This window comes from Pseudarthrobacter sp. H2 (assembly GCF_050157045.1).
Taxonomy (GTDB): domain Bacteria; phylum Actinomycetota; class Actinomycetes; order Actinomycetales; family Micrococcaceae; genus Arthrobacter.
Genome location: NZ_CP189594.1, coordinates 952,499 through 973,144, shown reverse-complemented (window position 1 = coordinate 973,144; position 20,646 = coordinate 952,499). Strand labels below are relative to the sequence as shown.

General features: G+C 67.5%; 19 protein-coding genes and 1 tRNA gene. 13 read left to right on the top strand and 7 right to left on the bottom strand.

Annotated features, from left to right (window positions below; all coding sequences use genetic code 11):
* The 4 genes from thrC to argS are packed head-to-tail and all read right to left on the bottom strand — an operon-like array spanning position 1 to position 5,627.
* Positions 1-1,107 (bottom strand): threonine synthase, encoded by a 1,107-nt coding sequence (gene thrC, locus ACQCSZ_RS04535; RefSeq protein WP_427006890.1) that lies wholly within the window; start codon positions 1,105-1,107, stop codon positions 1-3.
* The gene (locus tag ACQCSZ_RS04530; protein ID WP_427006889.1) at positions 1,108-2,424 is read right to left on the bottom strand and encodes a homoserine dehydrogenase; all 1,317 of its coding nucleotides are present in this window, start codon (positions 2,422-2,424) and stop codon (positions 1,108-1,110) included.
* Positions 2,425-3,957, bottom strand: a complete 1,533-nt coding sequence (locus tag ACQCSZ_RS04525; protein WP_427006888.1) for a diaminopimelate decarboxylase family protein — start codon at positions 3,955-3,957, stop codon at positions 2,425-2,427.
* Between the two features lie 5 nt (positions 3,958-3,962).
* Complete coding sequence (gene argS, locus ACQCSZ_RS04520; protein ID WP_427006887.1) at positions 3,963-5,627, bottom strand: arginine--tRNA ligase; 1,665 nt, start codon at positions 5,625-5,627, stop codon at positions 3,963-3,965.
* Between the two features lie 217 nt (positions 5,628-5,844).
* On the opposite strand from argS, the gene ACQCSZ_RS04515 reads away from it, so the two are divergent.
* The 4 genes from ACQCSZ_RS04515 (at position 5,845) to ACQCSZ_RS04500 (ending at position 9,021) form a co-directional block, all read left to right on the top strand.
* Positions 5,845-6,300, top strand: a complete 456-nt coding sequence (locus ACQCSZ_RS04515) for an FMN-binding protein (protein WP_427006886.1) — start codon at positions 5,845-5,847, stop codon at positions 6,298-6,300.
* A 90-nt stretch (positions 6,301-6,390) separates the two neighbouring features.
* Positions 6,391-7,284, top strand: a complete 894-nt coding sequence (locus tag ACQCSZ_RS04510; protein ID WP_427006885.1) for an FAD:protein FMN transferase — start codon at positions 6,391-6,393, stop codon at positions 7,282-7,284.
* Positions 7,284-8,837: a ferredoxin--NADP reductase gene (locus ACQCSZ_RS04505; RefSeq protein WP_427006884.1), complete on the top strand. Its 1,554-nt coding sequence runs from the start codon at positions 7,284-7,286 to the stop codon at positions 8,835-8,837. Before ACQCSZ_RS04510 ends, ACQCSZ_RS04505 begins: the two co-directional genes overlap by 1 nt.
* A gap of 111 nt (positions 8,838-8,948) precedes the next feature.
* Positions 8,949-9,021: transfer RNA gene (locus ACQCSZ_RS04500), tRNA-Arg, on the top strand.
* A gap of 102 nt (positions 9,022-9,123) precedes the next feature.
* Here ACQCSZ_RS04500 and ACQCSZ_RS04495 read toward each other — a convergent pair.
* Complete coding sequence (locus tag ACQCSZ_RS04495; RefSeq protein WP_427006883.1) at positions 9,124-10,068, bottom strand: cation diffusion facilitator family transporter; 945 nt, start codon at positions 10,066-10,068, stop codon at positions 9,124-9,126.
* Positions 10,069-10,326: 258 nt separating this feature from the next.
* Between ACQCSZ_RS04495 and ACQCSZ_RS04490 the strand changes: the two genes are divergently transcribed.
* From ACQCSZ_RS04490 to ACQCSZ_RS04480, 3 genes are all read left to right on the top strand, one after another.
* Entirely contained in the window at positions 10,327-10,968 is a 642-nt protein-coding gene (locus ACQCSZ_RS04490; RefSeq protein ID WP_427006882.1) for an NADPH-dependent F420 reductase, read from the top strand.
* 168 nt (positions 10,969-11,136) lie between these two features.
* On the top strand, positions 11,137-12,180 hold the full coding sequence (locus tag ACQCSZ_RS04485; RefSeq protein ID WP_427006881.1) for a M4 family metallopeptidase: 1,044 nt from the start codon (positions 11,137-11,139) through the stop codon (positions 12,178-12,180).
* 95 nt (positions 12,181-12,275) lie between these two features.
* Positions 12,276-12,623: a protealysin inhibitor emfourin gene (locus ACQCSZ_RS04480; protein ID WP_427006880.1), complete on the top strand. Its 348-nt coding sequence runs from the start codon at positions 12,276-12,278 to the stop codon at positions 12,621-12,623.
* A gap of 12 nt (positions 12,624-12,635) precedes the next feature.
* Here the strand turns inward: ACQCSZ_RS04480 and ACQCSZ_RS04475 are convergent, their stop codons facing one another.
* Entirely contained in the window at positions 12,636-13,601 is a 966-nt protein-coding gene (locus ACQCSZ_RS04475) for a GlxA family transcriptional regulator (RefSeq protein ID WP_427006879.1), read from the bottom strand.
* A gap of 81 nt (positions 13,602-13,682) precedes the next feature.
* On the opposite strand from ACQCSZ_RS04475, the gene ACQCSZ_RS04470 reads away from it, so the two are divergent.
* Entirely contained in the window at positions 13,683-13,850 is a 168-nt protein-coding gene (locus ACQCSZ_RS04470; RefSeq protein ID WP_427006878.1) for a hypothetical protein, read from the top strand.
* Between the two features lie 83 nt (positions 13,851-13,933).
* On the opposite strand, the gene catA is transcribed toward ACQCSZ_RS04470, so the two are convergent.
* Complete coding sequence (gene catA / locus ACQCSZ_RS04465; RefSeq protein ID WP_427006877.1) at positions 13,934-14,797, bottom strand: catechol 1,2-dioxygenase; 864 nt, start codon at positions 14,795-14,797, stop codon at positions 13,934-13,936.
* A 455-nt stretch (positions 14,798-15,252) separates the two neighbouring features.
* Here catA and benA point away from each other — a divergent pair, with 455 nt between their 5' ends.
* From benA to ACQCSZ_RS04440, 5 genes are all read left to right on the top strand, one after another.
* Positions 15,253-16,623, top strand: coding sequence for a benzoate 1,2-dioxygenase large subunit (benA, locus tag ACQCSZ_RS04460; RefSeq protein WP_427006876.1), 1,371 nt, complete (start codon positions 15,253-15,255; stop codon positions 16,621-16,623).
* A 27-nt stretch (positions 16,624-16,650) separates the two neighbouring features.
* Positions 16,651-17,187 (top strand): benzoate 1,2-dioxygenase small subunit, encoded by a 537-nt coding sequence (gene benB / locus ACQCSZ_RS04455; protein ID WP_427006875.1) that lies wholly within the window; start codon positions 16,651-16,653, stop codon positions 17,185-17,187.
* Positions 17,188-17,201: 14 nt separating this feature from the next.
* Positions 17,202-18,293 carry a benzoate 1,2-dioxygenase electron transfer component BenC gene (benC, locus tag ACQCSZ_RS04450; RefSeq protein WP_427006874.1) on the top strand — a complete coding sequence of 364 codons (1,092 nt, stop codon included), beginning with the start codon at positions 17,202-17,204 and terminating at the stop codon, positions 18,291-18,293.
* Positions 18,290-19,084 (top strand): 1,6-dihydroxycyclohexa-2,4-diene-1-carboxylate dehydrogenase, encoded by a 795-nt coding sequence (locus tag ACQCSZ_RS04445; RefSeq protein WP_427006873.1) that lies wholly within the window; start codon positions 18,290-18,292, stop codon positions 19,082-19,084. The genes benC and ACQCSZ_RS04445 overlap by 4 nt, the downstream gene beginning before the upstream one ends.
* Positions 19,085-19,208: 124 nt before the next feature.
* On the top strand, positions 19,209-20,618 hold the full coding sequence (locus tag ACQCSZ_RS04440; RefSeq protein WP_427006872.1) for an MFS transporter: 1,410 nt from the start codon (positions 19,209-19,211) through the stop codon (positions 20,616-20,618).
* The last annotated feature ends 28 nt before the right edge of the window (positions 20,619-20,646 follow it).

Here is a 20,646-nt window from a genome sequence, read left to right as displayed (position 1 = left end):
TTATTTTTCTTCCAGTCCCAGGGCGGCAGCAACGGTCACGACGTCGTTGGAGACCTTGACGGGCTGCACTTCACTGCCGTCCAGGGTGCGCAGGGCCCACTGCGGGTCCTTGAGCCCGTGGCCCGTCACCGTGATGACGATGGTCTTTCCAGCGGGCACCTCCCCGGCCGCGTGCTTCTTGATCAGTCCCGCGACGCCGGCGGCGGAGCCCGGCTCCACGAAGACGCCTTCGCGGGCGGAGAGCCAGCGGTGCGCGGACAGGATCTCCTCGTCCGTCACGGCTTCGATGACGCCGCCGGACTCGTCCCGGGCCGCCACGGCGGTGTCCCAGGAGGCGGGGTTGCCGATCCTGATGGCCGTCGCGATGGTGTCCGGTTCGGTGATGGGGTGGCCTGCGACGAACGGTGCCGCCCCGGCGGCCTGGAAGCCCCACATGACCGGCGTCTTCGTGGACACTGCCGGCAGCGTTCCGGCGGTGGCGGACTCGAACGGCGCGGCGTACTCCTTGTAGCCCTTCCAGTACGCGCTGATGTTGCCGGCGTTGCCGACCGGGAGCACATGGAAGTCGGGGGCGTCCCCGAGCGAGTCGACCACCTCGAATGCGCCGGTCTTCTGCCCCTCGATGCGCGCCGGGTTGACCGAGTTGACGAGGAACACCGGGTAGGACTCCGCCAGCTTGCGGGCGATCTCGAGGCAGTCGTCGAAGTTGCCGTCGACCTGCAGCAGCGTGGCGCCGTGCGCGACAGCCTGGCTGAGCTTGCCCATGGAAATCTTGCCCTCGGGCACGAGCACCGCGCACTGCAGGCCCGCCGACGTCGCGTAGGCCGCGGCGGAGGCCGAGGTGTTTCCGGTGGAGGCGCACACCACGGCCTTGGCTCCGGCGGCGACGGCGGCGGTCATGGCCATGGTCATGCCGCGGTCCTTGAAGGAGCCTGTCGGGTTCATGCCTTCGACCTTGAGGTAGACGGCGCTCCCGGTCAGCTCGGAGAGGTGCCTGGCGTGCACCAGCGGGGTGCCGCCCTCGCCGAGGGTGATGACCTTCGTGGCCTCGGTGACAGGCAGGCGTTCGGCGTATTCGCGGATGACTCCGCGCCATTGGTGAGCCACTTAGACTCCTTCTACCCGCAGTACGGATGTAACGGAATTGATGACGTCCAGGCCCTTGACGGCCTCGACGGTTGCTGCGAGTGCAGCCTCGCGTGCACGGTGTGTGACGATCCGCAGTTCGGCCGATTCCACCTTGGAACCGGCATCGCGGTGGATGGTCTGCCGCATGATTTCGATGGAGACGCCGTGCTCCGCGAAGAGCTGGGCGATCCTGGCCAGGACGCCGGGCTGGTCCGCGACGTCGAGGCCGATGTAGTAGCTCGTCATGGCTGCGCCGATGGGGAGCGCGGGGACCTGCCCGGTGGTGGTTTCGGTCCGGCCCGGGCAGTCGAGCACGATGCTGCGGGCTGCCGAGACGAGATCGCCCATCACGGCCGAGGCGGTCGGGGTGCCGCCGGCACCCTGGCCGTAGAACATCAGCTCGCCGGCGTTTTCGGCCTCGATGAAGACAGCGTTGAACGCGCCGCGGACCGCCGCCATGGGGTGTTCCCGCGGGAGCAGGGTCGGGTGGACGCGGACGGAGACGCCGGTGTTACCGCCTGTGTCCTCCAGCTCCTCGGCGATCGCCAGCAGTTTGATGACGAACCCGGCGTCCTTCGCGGCGGCGATGTCGGCGGCGCTGACCGAGCTGATGCCTTCGCAGTACACGTCCTCCAGCGCGAAACGGGTGTGGAAGGACAGCGAGGCGAGGATGGCCGCCTTCGAGGCGGCGTCGTGGCCTTCGACGTCGGCCGTGGGGTCCGCCTCGGCGTAGCCGAGGCGCTGGGCCTCGGCCAGGGCGTCGGCGAACTGGGCGCCGGTGGAGTCCATCTGGTCCAGGATGAAGTTCGTGGTGCCGTTGACGATGCCCAGCACGCGGGTGATCCGGTCGCCGGACAGGCTGTCCCGGATGGGCCGCAGGATGGGGATGGCGCCGGCCACGGCAGCCTCGTAGGACAGCTGCACGCCGGCCTTGTCCGCTTCCTCGTGGAGGGTCGGGCCGTCCTGGGCCAGCAGCGCCTTGTTGCCGGTGACCACGCAGGCCCCGTTCCGCATCGCGGTGAGGATCAGGGTCCGGGCGGGTTCAATGCCGCCCATCAGCTCGATCACGAGGTCGGCGCCCTTGACCAGGGTCTCGGCGTCGGTGGTGAACAGCTCGTGCGGCAGCTCGACGTCGCGGGGGGCATCAAGGTTGCGCACGGCGATGCCGCTCAGCTCGAGGCGGGCGCCGGCGCGGTCCGCCAGCATGCCGGCGTCCTCCAGGAGGATCCGCGCAACCTGGGACCCGACGTTGCCACAGCCCAGCAGGGCTACTTTCAGGGTTCGCAATTCGGTCATTCAGACTCCCATGTCGCGGTTGAGCAGGTCTTGTTCGGTTTCCCCGCGGACAATGAGCCGGGAGGATCCATCGCGCACAGCGACAACGCCCGGCCGGGCCAGATAGTTGTAGTTGCTTGACAGGGCCCAGCAGTAGGCGCCGGTTCCCGGTACAGCGAGCAGATCACCGGCTGCCACGTCCTCGGGCAGATATACATCTCTAACAACTATGTCGCCGCTCTCGCAATGTTTGCCCACCACTCGGGACAGCTGCGGGGCCGCGGCGGACGTCCGGGAGGCCAGGACGGCGGAATAATCCGCGTCGTACAGCACGGGACGGGGGTTGTCGCTCATGCCCCCGTCCACCGACACATACCGGCGCGGATGCGTAACGTTTTCCGCGGCCGCATCCCCAACAGTATCCCCCGTGGTGTCCCCCACGGTGTCCTCCGCAGTATCCTCCACGAGGGCGGGGGGCACGTCGACGCGCACCGTCTTGAGGGTGCCCACCTCATAGAGCGTGAAGGTGGTGCTGCCCACGATCGCGCGTCCCGGTTCGATCGATATCCGCGGGGCGGTGATGCCCAGCTCCGCGCATTTGGTGCGGACGACGGCGGCCATCGCCTGTGCGATCTCGGCGGCCGGGCGCGGGGTGTCCGCGGGGGTGTAGGCGATGCCGTAGCCGCCGCCCAGGTCCAGTTCCGGCAGGACGATGGAGTATTTTTCCTGCATGGCGGCGAGGAAGTCCAGCAGCTTCGCGGCGGCAACGGCGAACCCGTCCGGCTCGAAGATCTGCGAGCCGATGTGGCAGTGCAGGCCCAGCAGTTCGATCCCCGGGTAGCCCGCCGCCGCGGCGACGGCCTCCTCGGCCGCTGACAGCCCGGCCTGTCCGGTGGAGTCGAGCGCCATCGAGAGGCCGAACTTCTGGTCCTCGTGCGCCGTGGCGATGAACTCATGGGTGTGGGCGTGCACGCCGGGGGTCAGCCGCAGCATGACCCTGGCGGTCTCGCCGCGGCCGGCGGCGATCGCGGCGACGCGCTCCAGTTCGGGCAGGCTGTCGACGACGATCCGGCCCAGCTGCATGTCCAGGGCCCGGTGGATTTCGGCGTCGGACTTGTTGTTGCCGTGCAGCGCGACGTCGGCGCCGGGAATCCCGGCGCGGGCCGCGATGGCGAGTTCCCCGCCGGAGGCGGTGTCCAGGCGCAGCCCTTCTTCCTCCACCCACCGGACGACGGTGGTGCAGAGGAAGGACTTGCCGGCGTAGTAGACGTCCACTCCCCCGCAGATGTCCGCGAAGGCATCGTTGAAGGCATCGGTGAAGGCGCGCGCGCGGGCCCGGAAGTCCGTCTCGCTCATCACGAACAGCGGCGTGCCGTACTCGCGCTGCAGTTCACTGACCGGGATGCCGTCGATGGCGAGTTCGCCGCCGTCGTTCCGTCCGACGCCGTCCGCCCACAGGGGCTCGTGCAGCGCGTTCAGGTCCGCGGGGACCTGCAGCCAGTCCGGGGCCAGCGGGGAGGCGGCTCCGGCTGCGTTGTTCGCGTTCGCGGTCATGGTGGTTACATCCGTTCCGGCGCCGAAACGCCCAGCAGTTCCAGCCCGTTGGCCAGCACCTGGCTCGTGGCGTCGTTGAGCCACAGCCGGGTGCGGTTGAGGTCGGTGACGGGTTCCTCGCCGAGGGGCGCCACCCGGCAGGCGTCGTACCAGCGGTGGTAGGCGCCGGCGATGACCTCCAGGTGCCGGGCGATCCGGTGCGGCTCGCGCAGTTCGGCGGCCTTGGCCACGATCGAGGGGTAGCTGCCGAGGTAGGACAGCAGCTCGTTCTCCGTCGCGTCCGCCAGCAGGGAGGCGTCGAAGCTGTCTCTGCCGTCAACACGGCGCTCTACGCCGGCGGCCACCGCGTTGCGGGCCGTTCCGCGGGAGCGGGCGTGGGCGTACTGGACATAGAACACGGGGTTCTCGTTGCTGTGCTTCTTCAGCAGCTCGGGGTCCAGCGTCAGCGGCGAATCCGCCGGGAAGCGCGCCAGGGAGTAGCGCACGGCGTCCTTGCCCAGCCAGTCGATGAGGTCCTTGAGCTCGATGATGTTGCCGGCGCGCTTGGACAGCTTGGCGCCGTTGACCGAGACCAGCTGGCCGATCAGGACCTCGATGTTGACCTCGGGATCGTCGCCGGCGGCGGCGGCGATGGCCTTGAGCCGGTTGATGTAGCCGTGGTGGTCGGCGCCGAGGAGGTAGATCTTTTCCGTGTAGCCGCGGTCCTTCTTGGACAGGTAGTAGGCGGCGTCGGCGGCGAAGTACGTCGGTTCGCCGTTCGCGCGGATCATCACGCGGTCCTTGTCGTCGCCGAAGTCGGTGGTCCGCAGCCAGACGGCGCCGCCGTCGTCGTAGACGTGGCCCTGCTCGCGGAGGCGGGCGACGGCGTCCTCGATCGCGCCGGCGTCGTGGAGTTCCTGTTCGGAGAAGTAGACGTCGAAGGCGACGCCGAATTCGGCGAGGGTCTTCTTGATGTCGTGCATCTGCGCCTTGTAGGCCGCGCCGCGGATCACCGGCAGCGCCGCGACGTCGGTGAGCTCGCGGATGTCCGGGTGCCGGACCAGCACTTCATGGCCCAGGTCCCCGATGTATTCGCCCGGGTAGCCGCCCTCGGGGACCCCGCGGCCATGCAGCCTGGACAGCACGGAGTGGGCGAAGACGTTCATCTGGGACCCGGCGTCGTTGATGTAGTACTCCGCCGTGACGTCCGCGCCGGAGGCCCGGAGCACGCGGGCGATCGCGTCGCCCAGGGCCGCCCAGCGGGTGTGGCCGATGTGCAGCGGCCCGGTGGGGTTGGCGGAGACGAATTCCATGTTGACCACGTGGCCGGCGAGCGCGGAGTTGGTGCCGTACGCCGCGCCGGCCTCGACGATCGCCTTGGCCAGTGCGCCCGCGGCCGCGGCGTCCACCGTGATGTTCAGGAAGCCGGGGCCGGCGATGTCGACGGCGGACACGCCGGCGATCGTCTTCAGCCGGGCGCTGAGGATGGAGGCAAGCTCCCGCGGGTTGGTGCCCGCGGCCTTCGCCAGCTGGAGGGCGATGTTGGTGGCCCAATCGCCGTGCTCCCTGTTCTTCGGCCGCTCGACCCGCACCTCATCCGGGATGTCGGAGGGGGAAAGGGCGATGTCACCGGCGGCGACGGCGTCTTTCAGGCAGGCGGATATGGCGAGGGAGAGTTCTTCTGGGGTCACAGTTCCAGCCTACCGGTGGGCCGCGGTGTCGCGGAATTGGCTCCTGTCATGACGGGCCCCGCTGACAGCGGGGACAACCCGCACGTTTTCCAAGCCGGGTTACACGGTGAACCATTACGCTGAAGTCAACGTTGTCATGGGTAGCTTCCCCGGGTCGCTGCCGCCCTTCGATCCTTACCCTCTGCCAAACCGTCGTGCCAACGAATCGAGTCCCTGCATGAACACCTCCTTCCGCAAGAGCGTCCTCGTCGGCATCGCCGGCCTGTCCCTGGCCGGGACGGCGGCCGGCTGCGCCCCGGCGCAGACCCCGGCGGCGCAGGGCGCCACGCCGGCCCCGAACGCCACCTCGGCGCAGGGCGCCGCGCCGGCCGCTGCCGCCGCCTACAAGGACGGCACCTACAGCGCCGACGGCAACTACGTCTCCCCCAACGGCACGGAGACCGTGGGCGTGGAGCTGACGGTGGCCGGCGGAGCGGTGTCCGACGTCAAGATCACCGCCCACCCCTCCAACCCGAACACGAAGAAGTTCCAGGGCGAGTTCGCCGGCGGAATCAAGTCCCAGATCGTCGGCAAGAAGCTCGACGAGATCAATGTCTCCAAGGTCGCCGGATCCTCCCTTACCAGCGGCGGCTTCAATGCGGCCGTGACCAAGATCAAGTCCCAGGCGCAATAGCCCGGACCCCGCAGGGCACCACAAACGCAACCCAAGCGCACCGCAAACGCACTTAAACGCCACTTAAACGCACTCAAAAAGGGAGTTCACGTGCCGCATCCGGGCTGGACGGAATTCAGTTTCGAGGGGATCGGGACCCGCTGGGAGGTCTCCACGCCGTCCCCGCTGTCCGGCGCGCACCGCCGTCGGCTGCTTGACGCAGTGGAGGCCTACGACGCCGCGTGGTCCCGCTTCCGGCCCGACTCCCTCGTGGCCGGCGCCGCCAGGACCCCCGGCCGCTATGAACTTCCTGCCGAAGCCGCCGTCCTGGGGCCGCTGTACCAGAGCCTGTACCGGCTCAGCGGCGGGGCGATGACCCCGCTGATCGGCACCAGCCTGGAGCGGCTCGGCTACGGCGCCGGGTACCGGCTGCGGCCGGAGGGTCCCCCGCTGCCCGCCCCGCGGTGGGAAGAGGTGCTGGACTGGCAGGGCACCGTCCTGACCACCGCGGAGCCGGTGGGGATCGACATCGGGGCCGCCGGAAAGGGGCAGCTGGCCGATCTGCTCTCGGCCGTGCTCAACTCCTGCGGCATCGGGGAGCACTTCATCGATGCCAGCGGGGACCTGCTGAACTCCGGCCCGGCCCCTGGCCTGGACACCGCGCGTGCTCCGGTCGAGGTCGCGCTGGAACATCCCTACGATCCCGGCCGGGCGATCGGAATCATCCCGCTGGGCGCGGGCGCCCTGTGCGCCTCGGCCGCCAACCGGCGGGCCTGGGGCGACGGGCTCCATCACGTGCTGGACGGCACCACGGGCGCCCCGGTGCGCACCGTCGTCGCCAGCTGGGCCCTGGCGGCGAGCGCGGCGGTGGCCGACGCGCTCGCCACCGCCCTGTTTTTTGTTGACGGTGCCCGGCTGCGGCGGGAGTTCGATTTCTCCTGGCTTACCGTCTACTCGGACGGGCACGCGGAGTATTCCACGGATCTTGAAGGGGCGCTGTTCTGATGACCACACTTGTCTCCACTCCCATCGGCTCGAGGCTGGACACCGCCCTGGGCAGGTTCACGATGTACCGCCAGGTGCTCTGGGTCCTGGCCGTGCTGGCCGGCTACAGCCTGCTGCTGAACGTGCTGGGCTGGCTGACCTTCGGGCTGCCGGAGATGATCGCGCACCTGGCGCTGTGCCTGGGGCTGACCTACGCCTCCAACCGGGCGCTGGCGGCCCTGTTCCACGTCCGCCCGCACACCGAGTCGTCCCTGATCACGGGCCTGCTGCTGTACTTCCTGTTCTGGCCCACGCAGCTGGCCGCGGGGGTGCAGTGGCCGGACCTTGCCGGCGTGGCGCTGGCCTGCGTGCTGGCCTCCGCCTCGAAATACGCCCTGGCCTGGCGTGGCCGCCACATCTTCAACCCGGCTGCGGCCGGGGCGTTCATCACCGGGCTGACCGGGTTCAACATCGCGACCTGGTGGGCCGCCACGCCGGCCATGCTCTGGCTCCTGGTGCCGGGAGTGCTGCTGGTGCTCTACCGGCTCCGGAAACTGCTGATGGCGGCCGTCTTCACCGTGGTCGCCGTGTCCATCGTGGCCACGGAGCTGCTGCAGGGCGGCTTCGGGCCGGGCGAGGCGCTGTGGCAGCCGCTGGCCCAGCGTCAGGTGCTGTTCTTCGTGGGGTTCATGCTCACCGAGCCGCTGACGCTGCCGCCGCGCCGGTGGCAGCAGCTGGCGCTGGCCGCCGTCGTCGGGCTGCTGTTCGCCGTCCCCTACAACGTGGGCTTCGTGGCCAATTCACCCGAGCTGGCGCTGCTCGTGGGGAACCTGCTCGCCTTCGCCGCCGGGCAGCGCGGCGGGATCCGGCTCCGCTTCGAGGGCTCGCGTGCGTTGACCCCGACGACGACGGAATTCAGCTTCCGGCCGGCGCGTCCCGTCCGGTTCAGCGCCGGCCAGTACATGGAGCTGCACCTGCCGCACGGCAGGGCGCTCGGCCGGGCCGACGGCAAGGGCCGGCGCCGCGTCTTCAGCCTGACCAGCGCCCCGGGCGCCGGGCTCGTGACGATTGGCGTGGGAACGGTCGAGCCCGTTTCCTCGGCCAAACGCTCGCTCCTGGCCCTGGCGCCGGGCGACGAGCTGACGGCCACGACGGTGGGCGGCGACTTCGTGCTGCCCCGGGCCCAGGCGCCCGTGCTGCTGATCGCCGCCGGAATCGGCATCACGCCCTTCCTGGCGCAGCTTGCCGCAGGCGCAGCACGGGACCGCGACGTCGTCCTGCTCTACCTTGCAAGGAGCGCCGCCGAACTCGCCTACGCCGAGCAGCTGGAACGCTCCGGCGCGCGCGTCCTGGCCCGGCTCGCGGACGGCTCCGCACCGCCGTCGTTCATGCAGGATGCCGGGGCGGCGGGACCGGGCCGGCTGGACGGGGCGGCGCTGAAGGAGCTCGTACCGGACATCGCCGGCCGGGAGGTTTTCATCTCCGGGTCACCGGCCAGCGTCCGTTCCCTCCGCTCCGCGGCACGCAGCGCCGGGGCGCGGCGGGTCCGCCTGGACTCCTTCGCCGGCTACTGAGTGCGGCTGCCGGAACCGGAGGTGGCGCCTGCGGCGCGCCGATTTTCCCTTGGAGGCCACCTTCCTGCTAAGCTCTAGGACGTCCCGCCGGTAACGGCAGGATCCCTGACTGCCCTCGTAGCTCAGGGGATAGAGCGTCTGCCTCCGGAGCAGAAGGTCGTTGGTTCGATTCCAATCGAGGGCACAAGAAAAACCCCGCCGTTTCAGTGAAACGGCGGGGTTTTCTGCATTCGGGGTTTTCTGCATTCGGGGTTTTCTGCATTCGGGGTTTTCCGCATTCCGGGCTTCAGGCTTCGGCGACCGGCGCGGCTTCCTCGCGGCCGAAGCCCAGACTGGGCTCATCGGGGGTCGCGAGGGTCAGCACCGCTTCCTCGACCGTCTCGTGGTCCTCAAGCTCACGTTCAATCCGGCGCAGCGCAACGGCGACGTCGTGTTCGGGGCGGTCGCCCTTCAGGTCCACCGCCGCGACGAGGTAGAGCTTGCGCGGCCCCACAAATTCGAGGTGCAGATAGGTGAGGCGCTCTATCTCATGGTGCTCCAGGACCCGCGCGGCGATGGACTTCTCGATGTCCGCGGTGACGCCCTGCCCCACGAGGAAACGCCGGTTCCGGTCGATGAGCACCACCGCGATGACCGCCAGCAGGGCGCCCACGACGATGGAGCCGACGGCGTCCGGCACCGGCGATCCCGTGAGCTGATGCAGCCCGACGCCGGCAAAGGCAATCACCAGGCCGATCAGGGCTGCCGCATCCTCGGCAAAAACGGCGCGCAGCGTCGGATCGGAGCCGATGAGGACCTGCTCCAGAGTATGGCGCTCGAGGCTGCGCGCGGCCTTCCTGGTCTGCCGGAACGCCTGTGCGAACGAGATCCCCTCCAGGACGAAGGCACCAGCCAGGACGATATACGCGACCGCGAAGTCGCCGGCCGGCTCCGGAGACACCAGCTCCTGGATCCCGTGCATGACCGACACGACGGCGCCGGCGGTGAACAGCCCGAAGGCGGCGAACATGGACCAGACGTAGGCTTCGCGGCCGTAGCCCATGGGATGGGCCGCGTCCCGTTTCCTGCGGGACTTCCGTTCGGCGATGAACAGGAAGACCTGGTTGCCCGTGTCCGCCCAGGAATGCGCGGCCTCCGCCGTCATGGAAGCGGAGCCTGTGATGAGGGCGGCAACGGTTTTTGCACCGGCGACCGCGGCGTTCGCAACAAAAGCGATGATCACTGTGAGCAACGTGGGTCCTTCCCTGAGCTCCGCTGTGGCTCCCCCGCCCCGTTCCCCCGTGAGTCCCACGGTACCCAAGATTCGCCGCGCCGGAGCAGGACCGGAGATTCAATCCGGCAGGTTCCGCCGGGAAACCAGGATTACTTGACACTTCAACTACTGGGGCCTTATATTAGTTGTAGTTTCAAGTAAAGGTTTTTACCCCTTCCCGGAAGAACAGATCTGATGAATAGCTTCCTCGCCCGCCTCTTTGGAAAGAAGTCCCCCATGACTAACATCACCATCATCGGCAACGGCAACATGGCCCGTGGCATTGCGACCCGCGCCCTCGCCGGCGGCCGGACGGTCCAGATCCTGGGCCAGGACGCAGCCAAGGCGAAGGCCCTGGCCAGCGAACTGGGCAGCGGCGTCCTTGCAGGCACCACCGCCGAAGCCCCCCAGGGATCGATCGTCGCCCTGGCCGTCCCGTTCGAGGCCGCCAAGTCCATCGTGACCGCGTACGGGGACGCACTGTCGGGCAAGACCATCGTGGACATCACCAACCCGGTAAATTTCGAGACCTTTGATTCCCTCGTAGTTGAACCGGGCAACTCGGCAGCCGAGGACATCGCCCGGCTCGCGCCCGCCGATGCGCCCGTGGTCAAGGCCTTCAACACCACCTTCGCCGGGACCCTCGTGGCGGGCGAATCCAACGGACTGCCGCTGGATGTCTTCATCGCCGGTGACGATGCTGCAGCCAACGCTTCCGTGAGCAGCTTCGTGGCCGCCGGCGGCATGCGTCCCCTGGTAGTGGGACCACTCAAGCGCGCCCGTGAACTCGAGGGCTTCCAGTTCGTCCTCATGACCATGCAGGCAAACCCGGAATTCGCCGACTTCAACTGGGACACCGGGCTCAAGGTCACCAGCTAGCCGGAGGGAAGAAGCCGCGCCCCGCCGGAACCATCTCCTGCAAATCGTCGCCCGCCCCTCGTAGGCTGTCCCCATCGGCAGCGGAGTTACGGGCGGCCGGCGGCCGGCTGGACTCCGGATCGGCCGCCGCACCGCCCCGTGCCCCGCCGGAGTACCAAGGGGTCTCATATGTACTGTTCCATCGTCCCTCCATACATGTTGCGCCGGCTGGCAGCGCAGGACAGGCCGCATCTCCTCGAGGCTGCCGAGGCTGCCAGGAAGGCCCTGCGGCACGTCGAGAGCTTCCAGGCGTCCCGCGCCGTGCCATCACCGGCTGTTTCCCCGGGCATGCGCGAACTGAAGCCGGGGCCACCCGAGCGAACCATCTACGATGCCAAGTCCCTGGAGAACCTACCGGGCAGTTTGGTCCGCAGGGAAGGGAAACCGCCCACCGGCGACGTCGCCGCCGATGAGGCCTACGACGGGCTGGGAGACACCCACAGGCTTTACGCGGAGGCCTTCGGCCGCAACTCCATCGACGGCAACGGACTCCCGCTCGATGCCACAGTCCACTACGGCGAACGCTATGACAACGCCTTCTGGGACGGCCAGCAGATGGTCTTCGGCGACGGCGACGGCCAGATATTTCAACGGTTCACGAAGTCCCTGAGTGTGATCGGCCACGAGCTCGCCCACGGCGTCACCCAGTATTCGGGAGGCCTGGTCTACCGGAACCAGGCCGGCGCCCTCAATGAGTCGCTGTCCGACGTCTTCGGGGCACTCGTGGAGCAGTACGCGAAGCAGCAGTCCACCACCGAGGCGAGCTGGATGATCGGTGAGGGACTGTTCACGGACCAGGTCCAGGGCGCCGCGCTGCGTTCCATGAAGGCGCCGGGGACCGCCTACGACGACGACGTCCTCGGCAAGGACCCGCAGCCGGACACGATGGATTCCTATGTGCGCACGAGCTCCGACAACGGGGGCGTGCACATCAATTCGGGCATCCCGAACCGTGCGTTCTGCCTGGTTGCCCTGGCTCTTGGCGGCAACGCCTGGGACGCGCCGGCCAGGATCTGGTACGAGACGCTGACCGGCGGAACGTTGAAGCCGAACGCCACGTTCGGCGCCTTTGCCCGGGCCACGGCGGCCTCGGCCAGGGAACTCTTCGGGGCAGGATCCGCGGAGCATGACGCCGTGCGGTCGGCGTGGGAAACTGTGAAGGTAAGGCTCTGACCGGGTTGCCGCCGGCCCGCCGCGCCGGCGGCCGAGGGCGGCCAGGCACGGCATCCATTCCATGGGAATCACCGCCGGATGGAGATCACAGGCTCATGAAAATAACTGTCGAGCGCAGCGGCGGGTTTGCCGGGATGACGCGAACCTGGGCGGTCCAGACGGCGCCGCCGGACGACAACGACTGCTGGCAGCCCCTCATTGAGGCGTGCCCCTGGGACACCCTTCCGCCGCCGGGCCGGGCCGTGTCCCCCGGCCAGGCCGACCGCTTCACCTACAGCATCCGCGCCGGGCAGCGCCGGGCGACCCTCCCGGAACAGGCCCTGACGGGGCCGTGGCGGGACCTGGTCGAGCATGCCAAGGCGGCCGCCGAATCGGCGCGGGCCCCCGGCGGGTGGCCCGACAACCCGCCGTCGGACACTACTGAAGCGGGGCCGGCGCAATAGCCGGGGCAAGGCTCAGACGGGGGCCAGATGCCCCCGGAAGGTGCGCCGGTAGGACTGCGGGCTGGTGTCCAGCGCCTTGGTGAAGTGGTGCCGCAGGAGAACCGTGTGGCCGAATCCGGATTCCCGGGCGACTTCGTCGATATTGAGCTCCGTGGTCTCCAGGAGTTCCTGCGCCCGCAGCACGCGCTGGGAATTGAGCCAGGCCGCCGGTGTTGCGCCCGTTTCCGACCGGAAGCGCCGCGCGAAGGTCCGCGGCGACATATGGACGCGGGCCGCGAGCCCATTGACCGGGTGGTCCTGCTCCAGATGGCCGAGCATCCATTGCAGCAGTTTCTCCATGGGCTCCGAGCCGCACGGCGGGACGGGACGGTCGATGTACTGTGCCTGGCCGCCGTCCCGGTGCGGGGGGACCACCATGTCCCGGGCGATGCCTGCCGCTACGTTGGCCCCGAATTCCACCCGGATCAGATGCAGGCAGGCGTCGATGCCGGCGGCCGTGCCCGCGCTCGTGATGATGCGGCCGTCCTGGACGTAGAGGACATTTTCATCCACCAGCGCCGCGGGGTACTTGGCCGCCAGCTCCTGTGAGTAGTGCCAGTGAGTCGTGCAACGCCGGCCGTCGAGCAGGCCTGCCCGCGCCAGGGCGAAAGCCCCGGAACAGATGGACATGACCCAGGCCCCGCGCTCATGCGCCGCCCGGAGCACCTCCAGGACCGCCTCCGAGACGTCCTCATCCCGCCCGAACGGAGCCATGATGACAAGGTCCGCGTCCGCGGCGGCTTCCAGCCCAAGTCCCACCTGCATGGACAGGCCCGACTTCATCGGCACATCGCCCGGCTCCGGGGTGCAGACCCGGAAATCGAAGGCGGGGACGCCGTTTCCCCGAGCCGAGCGGTCGATGCCGAACACCTCAAATGCGGTCCCGAACTCGAAGACCGAGAAGTTGGGGACCACGATCATGGCTACTGATTTGATCATGAATCCATTGTGGCAGAAATTAGATCTTTTTGGGCATTTCTGCCACTTTTTTTGGGGTCCGGGGCGGAGAACCATGGAGGCATGGAATTCATCGGATTTGCCCTCATCATCCTCATCAGCGCCGCCGTAGCAGCCACCATCTCAGGCCTGCGCAACGACGGACGGGGCCACACCCCGCCCGTCCGCTCGGAGAACGAATGGTCAGCCCTTGACCTGCCCAGCGTCAACTACACGATGCGGATCTTCTGAGCCCAACCGGAACGTACACGGGGCCGGCCCGCCTGGGAAACCAGGCGGGCCGGCCCCGTGAGGTGCGGGTGCGTGGCGGGATCTCAGCCGCGGGCGGCGTCCAGCACGAAATCGTACGTGACTTCATTTCCGGCTGCATCCCCACGGGCCTGCGGGTGCAGGACAAGCTCAGGCTTGACCGCCGAGGCGATGTCATCGGACAGGTGCTGGTCGCCTTCGAAGTAAAGCTGCGCGGTGAGCAGCTGGTGGCCGGAAGCGGAGACCTTCAGGTGCAGGTGGGCCGGGCGCCAGGCGTGCCAGCCGGCGGCCGCGATCAGCTTGCCGCAGGCACCGTCGGTGGGGATCTGGTACGGGGCCGGCTGCACGGTGTTCAGCGCGAAATTACCCTGTGCATCGGCCACGACGGTGCCGCGGAGGTTCCACTCCGGCAGGCCCGGGGCGTACTGGGAATAGAAACCGTTGTCGTCGGCGTGCCAGATTTCCACGTGCGCACCGGCGAGCGGCGTCCCGTCAACCGCGCGGACCTGGCCCTGGAACAGCAGGGGTGTGCCGCCTTCGTCCGCACGCATCGGCAGGATGGCCGGGGTCTCGAGGCTCGGCGAACCGGGCACGTAGTAGGGTCCCTCGATGGTGCCCTTGTTGCCTTCGCGGTCTTCCGTGGAGACCTCTTCGATTACGTGCTCGACCCAGACGTCAAGGAACAGCGGCCATTCGCCGTCCTCGCCCACGCCGATCAGCCACGCCTTCAAGGCGTTGAACTCGTCATAGCTCACCTTGTGCTTGCGGACCGTCTCGAAGACCGCGGCCAGGACTTCGTTGGCCAGCAGCGACACGCGCTCCTTGGGGACCTCGAGCGCCTCGGTCTTGCCGCTCTCGCGGAAGCGTTCGGTGGCGAGGTTGCCGGACTCTGCGGCTTTCGCGTCGAATTCGCTTAGCTCGGTTGTCATCTTTGACTCACTTTCTTTGGTGCGGTGCCGGCTGCGGCGCCGGCACCTGGTCGGGGTTTGGTTCAATTGGGCCGTCAGTTGCCCGGAGCCCTTCGGAATAGCCCGCGTCGATGAAGATCCTGTTGTCTTCGAGCATCACGAGGAATGAATCGACGAGCGGATGAAATCCTCGCTCCGCAGTTCACCGACGGCCAGCGTGGCGTCTCGGTTCGTTGTTGGTTCAACAGCGTAGAGCCCGTATTTAGTATTCAACAAATAGGGAATTTGTCATCTTTCATACTTCTAAAGTCTGAATCGATGCCTAGGCGAGGCTAGGCAAATGCCTAGTGTGACGCGCGCCACCCTCTGGCAGAGTTAAGGGCACTCACCATTGACCGACCGATCGTTCGGCGGTCCGCACGGGCAACGCAGCCCGTCACCCCGGGCAGCGAGGCCCGAAACCGATAGGAGCCAACATGACCGAGACCCTGGCGGGCATCCGCGCCCAGCTTGACCAAGCCCTTGTGGAGGATCACGAAAACGGCATCTTCCGCGCGAACAGGAGCATCTTCACCGACGAAGACCTGTTTGACCTCGAAATGAAGCACATTTTCGAGGGCAACTGGGTGTACCTGGCGCACGACAGCCAGATCCCCAACGTCGGTGACTACTTCACCACCTACATCGGCCGCCAGCCGGTCATCATCTCCCGCGACAAACAGGGCGGACTCAACGCCCTGATCAACGCCTGCAGCCACCGCGGCGCGATGCTGTGCCGCCGCAAGACGGACAACCGCACCACCTTCACATGCCCGTTCCACGGCTGGACCTTCAACAACACCGGCAAGCTGCTCAAGGTCAAGGACCCCCGCGACGCCGGCTACCCGGAGCAGTTCAACAAGGACGGCTCGCACGACCTCACCAAGGTGGCCCGGTTTGAGAACTACCGCGGTTTCCTCTTCGGCAGCATCAACCCTGATGTGCTGCCGCTGGAGGAACACCTGGGCGAATCCACCAAGATCATCGACATGATCGTGGACCAGTCACCCGACGGCCTGGAGGTGCTGCGCGGCGCGTCCACCTACACCTATGACGGCAACTGGAAGCTGCAGGCTGAGAACGGCGCCGACGGCTACCACGTCTCCGCGACGCACTGGAACTACGCGGCCACCACCTCACGCCGGACGACGGGCGAGTCCGCCAATGAAACCAAGAACATGGACGCGGGCGGCTGGGCCAAGCAGAAGGGCGGCTACTACTCCTTCGAGCACGGCCACCTGCTGCTCTGGACCGAGTGGCTGGACCCCAGCAACCGTCCGTTGTTCGACCGCCGCGACGAACTCGTGGAGAAGTACGGGGAGGCCAAGGCGGACTGGATGATCAACATCTCCCGCAACCTCCTCCTGTACCCCAATGTGTACCTGATGGACCAGTTCGGCTCGCAGATCCGCCACTTCCGCCCCATCTCCGTGGACAAGACCGAGGTCACCATCTACTGCATAGCCCCCAAGGGCGAGTCCGACGAGAACCGCGCCAACCGCATCCGCCAGTACGAGGACTTCTTCAACGCCTCCGGCATGGCCACCCCGGATGACCTCGAGGAGTTCCGGTCCTGCCAGAAAACCTACCTCGCCACCGCCGCCAAGTGGAACGACCTCAGCCGCGGAGTGATGCACCAGATCCAGGGCCCCAACGAGAACGCCGACAAGATCGGGCTGAGGCCGATCTCCAGCGGCGCCCGGACCGAGGACGAAGGCCTGTACGGCGTCCACCACGGCTACTGGGTGGAAGCCATGCGCAAGGCGGCAGACGCCGAAGAAGAAGCCCAAGCCGCCGCACAGAACTAGGCCCCGACCGAGCCTGAGGAGAACACCATGACAGAGACCATCAACATCGGAGCCCAGGGCGCTGCCGCTGCAGCGCCGGCCACCCTGGAAGATATCCGCCAGTTCCTGTACCGCGAATCGCGGTACCTGGATGACCGGGACTTTGACCGCTGGCTGGACTGCTACCACCCGGACGCCGAGTTCTGGATGCCGGCCTGGGCCGACGACGACCAGCTCACCAGCGACCCCCAGCGCGAAATCTCGCTGATCTACTACGCCAACCGCGGCGGCCTCGAGGACCGGGTGTTCCGCATCAAGACCGACCGCTCCAGCGCCACCAGCCTGCCCGAACCGCGCACCGGGCACAACATCACCAACGTCGAGATCGTCGAGGCCCGCGGCGCCGTCGTGGATGTCCGGTTCAACTGGTTCACCCTGTACTACCGCTACCAGAACATCGACCCCTACTTCGGGACCTCGTTCTACACCATCGACTTCTCCGGCACGCAGCCGGTCATCACGAAGAAGAAAGTCGTCCTCAAGAACGACTACATCCACCACATCGTGGACATCTACCACATCTGAAAAGAGCAATTCACATGACGTATCAGGTTGCCCTGAGCTTCGAAGACGGCGTGACGAGTTTCGTCACGGTCAATGGCTATGAAACCGTGGCCGACGCCGCCTACAAGTCCCGCATCAACATCCCCTTCGACTGCCGCGACGGCGCCTGCGGGACGTGCAAGGCGTTCTGCGAGTCCGGCACGTACGACGGCGGCGATTACATCGATGAGGCCCTCACCGAGGACGAGGCCGAGAAGGGCTTCTGCCTGCCCTGCCAGATGACGCCCCAGAGCGATCTGGTGCTGCAGATCTCGGGCACGTCCGAGATGGCCAAGGTGACTGCCAAGACCTACAAGGCGGCGGTCCAGGATCTCCGCTGGCTCTCCGACAACACCGCGGCGCTGTCACTGCGGATCGAGGACCGCGGAACGCTGCAGTACCTCCCCGGCCAGTACATGAACCTCGCGGTCCCCGGGACGGACGCCGTCCGTTCCTACTCCTTCAGCAGCGGCCCGGCGCTGGAGGAGCTGGCATTCCTGATCCGCACGGCCCCCGACGGCGCCATGACCGGCTACCTGAAGGACGGCGCCGCCGTCGGGGACGAGCTGGAACTGACCGGCCCGATGGGGAGCTTCTTCCTGCGGGACGTCAAGCGTCCCGTGCTGATGCTGGCAGGCGGCACGGGCATCGCACCCCTGCTGTCCATGCTGGAAACAATCGCCACCACCCCACAAGGCCATCCCCTGCATCCGATCCACCTGGTCTACGGCGTGACCTTCGACAAGGACCTTGTCGAACTGGACAAGCTGGAGCACTATGCCGGCGTGATCGACCAGTTCACGTTCGACTACTGCGTGGCCGACAAGGACAGCACCGCGGAGAAAAAGGGCTACGTCACCCAGCACATCACCGGGACGATGCTCAACGACGGGGACGTGGACGTCTACCTCTGCGGCCCTCCGGCCATGGTGGACGCCGTCCGCGGCTATTGGGCAGAGCAGGGCATCACCCCCGAGAATTTCTACTACGAACGCTTCGCTGTCGGCTCCACCAGCTCGGTCAAGGAAACGGTGGAGGAACACGAGGGCCAGCGCACCTACGCCGAGGTCTCCGGGGACAACCATTGAGCCGGTTCATCTCACCGAAGAGATTTGAGGGCAAGGTCGTCGTCGTCACGGGAGCGGCACAGGGCATCGGCCGCGCCGTTGCCGAGCGGGTCGCGGCAGAAGGAGCAGACACGGTCCTGGTGGACCGCGCCGAACTGGTCCATGAAACCGCCGCCGAACTTGCGGGTGACGGCGCATCCGCGTTCGCCGTCACCGCGGACCTTGAGCACTATGACGGGGCCAGCGCCGCCATCGACGCGGCACTGGCCCGGCACGGCCGGATCGACGTCCTGATCAACAACGTGGGCGGCACCATCTGGGCCAAGCCCTTTGAACACTACGAACCCGAAGAAATCAGCAAGGAAATCCAGCGCTCCCTGTTTCCGACGCTCTGGACCTGTCGCGCGGTCCTGCCGCACATGATCAGCCGGCGGGGCGGCGTGATCGTCAATGTCGCCTCGGTCGCCACGCGCGGCGTCAACCGGGTTCCCTATGCGGCGGCCAAAGGCGGCGTGAAAGCCATCACCGCCGCCCTCGCCCTCGAGGCCGCGCCGTACGGGATCCGAGTGGTGGCCACGGCACCTGGCGGGACGGAAGCTCCGCCCCGCCAGGTGGTCCGCGGCCCCCAGCCCGAAGGGGCCGCGGAAAAGGCCTGGTACCAGCAGATCGTGGACCAGACCCTCGATTCCTCGCTCATGAAGCGGTACGGCACCCTCGAAGAACAGGCCGGTCCCATCGCGTTCCTCGCCTCCGACGAGGCCTCCTACATCACCGGCAGCGTCCTCGCCGTCGCCGGCGGCGACCTGGGCTGAGCAACCGCCGCCGCGGACGTCCAACTACCGGCGATACCCGTCCCCCGCTCGACCCCAACCCCACCCCGCTCAACCCCCAACCCCACCCTGCCGCAATGACGCGGCCAATGCACCGGAGCCACCTATGAACGCTCTACCCGCATCCATGGATGCAACACGCAAAAAAACTGTCCGCTGGGTGATGGCCATCGCGGCCGCCGCGCTGCTCTTTGACGGCTTCGACCTCGTCGTCTACGGAACCGTTGTCCCGTCCCTGCTGCGCGACCCCAGCCAGTTGGGTTCCCTGGACGCCGCCCAGGCCGGCGTCCTGGGAAGCTACGCCCTGATGGGCGTCATGGTCGGCGCGCTCACCGCCGGCGCCGTGGGTGACTTTCTCGGCCGCCGGAAGCTCATGCTCATCAACATCGTCTGGTTTTCGGTGGGCATGGCGTTGACGTCCATGGCTACCAGCATCCCGGCGTTCGGCTTCCTGCGCTTCCTGACCGGAATCGGCGTCGGTGCCCTCGTCGCGACGGCCGGCGCCGTCGTCGCGGAATTCGCCCCCGCCGGCAAGCGCAACTTCTACAATGCCCTTGTCTACTCGGGTGTGCCCGCCGGAGGACTGCTCGCGTCCCTGCTGGCCATTGTGCTGAACGGCGTGACAGATTGGCGTGGCCTCTTCATCATCGGCGCGCTTCCCCTCGTCATCCTCTTTCCCTTGGCCTTGCTGAAGCTGCCGGAGTCTCCCCGGTGGCTGCTTGCCCGCGGCCGCACCGAGCAGGCCCTCCAGCTCTCGATCAAGACCGGTATTCCGCTGGAGGACGGCACGCCCGACGCCGGCACGACGTCCGCGCGTTCCCGTACCTCAGAGCAGCCTCCGCCGGCGGCAAGAAAGGACGGCCGTCCGCTCGCCGGTTTCGCGGCGCTCGCCTCCGGCAACTACCGCACGCCCACGATCCTGCTGGGCCTGATGAGCTTCTGCGGGCTGCTGCTCACCTACGGCCTGAACACCTGGCTCCCTGAAATCATGGGACAGCACGGTTACGGGAAGACCTATTCGCTGACATTCCTTCTGGCCCTGAACGGCGGCGCCGTGATCGGCGGCCTCGTCGCTTCGCGGAGCGCAGACAGGTTCGGACCCCGGGCCATTATTTCCACGACGTTTGTTATCGCAGCTGCCGCCCTGGTCCTGCTGACAGTCGACTTCCCGTTCGCGGTGCTGCTGACCGCCGTCGCTTTCGCCGGAGTGGGCAGCCTGGGAACCCAGGTGCTCGTGTACGGGTTCGTGTCCAACTACTACCCGACGCCGGCACGGGCGGCAGGCGTCGCCTGGTGCGCAGGTTTCGGCCGCCTCGGCGGCATCGTCGGGCCGCTGGCCGGCGGGTTCCTGATCAGCGCCAAGGCACCCAGCAATGTGGCGTTTGTGGTATTCGCCGCCGTGGCGCTGGCGGGTGGGCTCGTCACCTTCTTCGTCCGCAGGCACCGGGCGTCCACTGCCCCGGATGCTGCACCGCTTGGAGAAGCGGACGAGGCGCTGGCAACCGCCCGCCCGTAAGGCAGCCACTCGGGTGATGGGTCCGTCC

Excerpts from the sequence above, each read along its gene's own strand:
- ACQCSZ_RS04515 (WP_427006886.1), top strand. The coding sequence starts at position 5,845 with ATGAACACCTCCTTCCGCAAGAGCGTCCTCGTCGGCATCGCCGGCCTG.
- ACQCSZ_RS04470 (WP_427006878.1), top strand. The coding sequence starts at position 13,683 with ATGGAATTCATCGGATTTGCCCTCATCATCCTCATCAGCGCCGCCGTA.
- benA (WP_427006876.1), top strand. The coding sequence starts at position 15,253 with ATGACCGAGACCCTGGCGGGCATCCGCGCCCAGCTTGACCAAGCCCTT.
- ACQCSZ_RS04485 (WP_427006881.1), top strand. The coding sequence starts at position 11,137 with ATGTACTGTTCCATCGTCCCTCCATACATGTTGCGCCGGCTGGCAGCG.
- ACQCSZ_RS04480 (WP_427006880.1), top strand. The coding sequence starts at position 12,276 with ATGAAAATAACTGTCGAGCGCAGCGGCGGGTTTGCCGGGATGACGCGA.
- ACQCSZ_RS04525 (WP_427006888.1), bottom strand. The coding sequence starts at position 3,957 with ATGACCGCGAACGCGAACAACGCAGCCGGAGCCGCCTCCCCGCTGGCC.
- ACQCSZ_RS04490 (WP_427006882.1), top strand. The coding sequence starts at position 10,327 with ATGACTAACATCACCATCATCGGCAACGGCAACATGGCCCGTGGCATT.
- ACQCSZ_RS04440 (WP_427006872.1), top strand. The coding sequence starts at position 19,209 with ATGAACGCTCTACCCGCATCCATGGATGCAACACGCAAAAAAACTGTC.
- catA (WP_427006877.1), bottom strand. The coding sequence starts at position 14,797 with ATGACAACCGAGCTAAGCGAATTCGACGCGAAAGCCGCAGAGTCCGGC.
- ACQCSZ_RS04505 (WP_427006884.1), top strand. The coding sequence starts at position 7,284 with ATGACCACACTTGTCTCCACTCCCATCGGCTCGAGGCTGGACACCGCC.
- benC (WP_427006874.1), top strand. The coding sequence starts at position 17,202 with ATGACGTATCAGGTTGCCCTGAGCTTCGAAGACGGCGTGACGAGTTTC.
- ACQCSZ_RS04475 (WP_427006879.1), bottom strand. The coding sequence starts at position 13,601 with ATGATCAAATCAGTAGCCATGATCGTGGTCCCCAACTTCTCGGTCTTC.
- benB (WP_427006875.1), top strand. The coding sequence starts at position 16,651 with ATGACAGAGACCATCAACATCGGAGCCCAGGGCGCTGCCGCTGCAGCG.
- ACQCSZ_RS04530 (WP_427006889.1), bottom strand. The coding sequence starts at position 2,424 with ATGACCGAATTGCGAACCCTGAAAGTAGCCCTGCTGGGCTGTGGCAAC.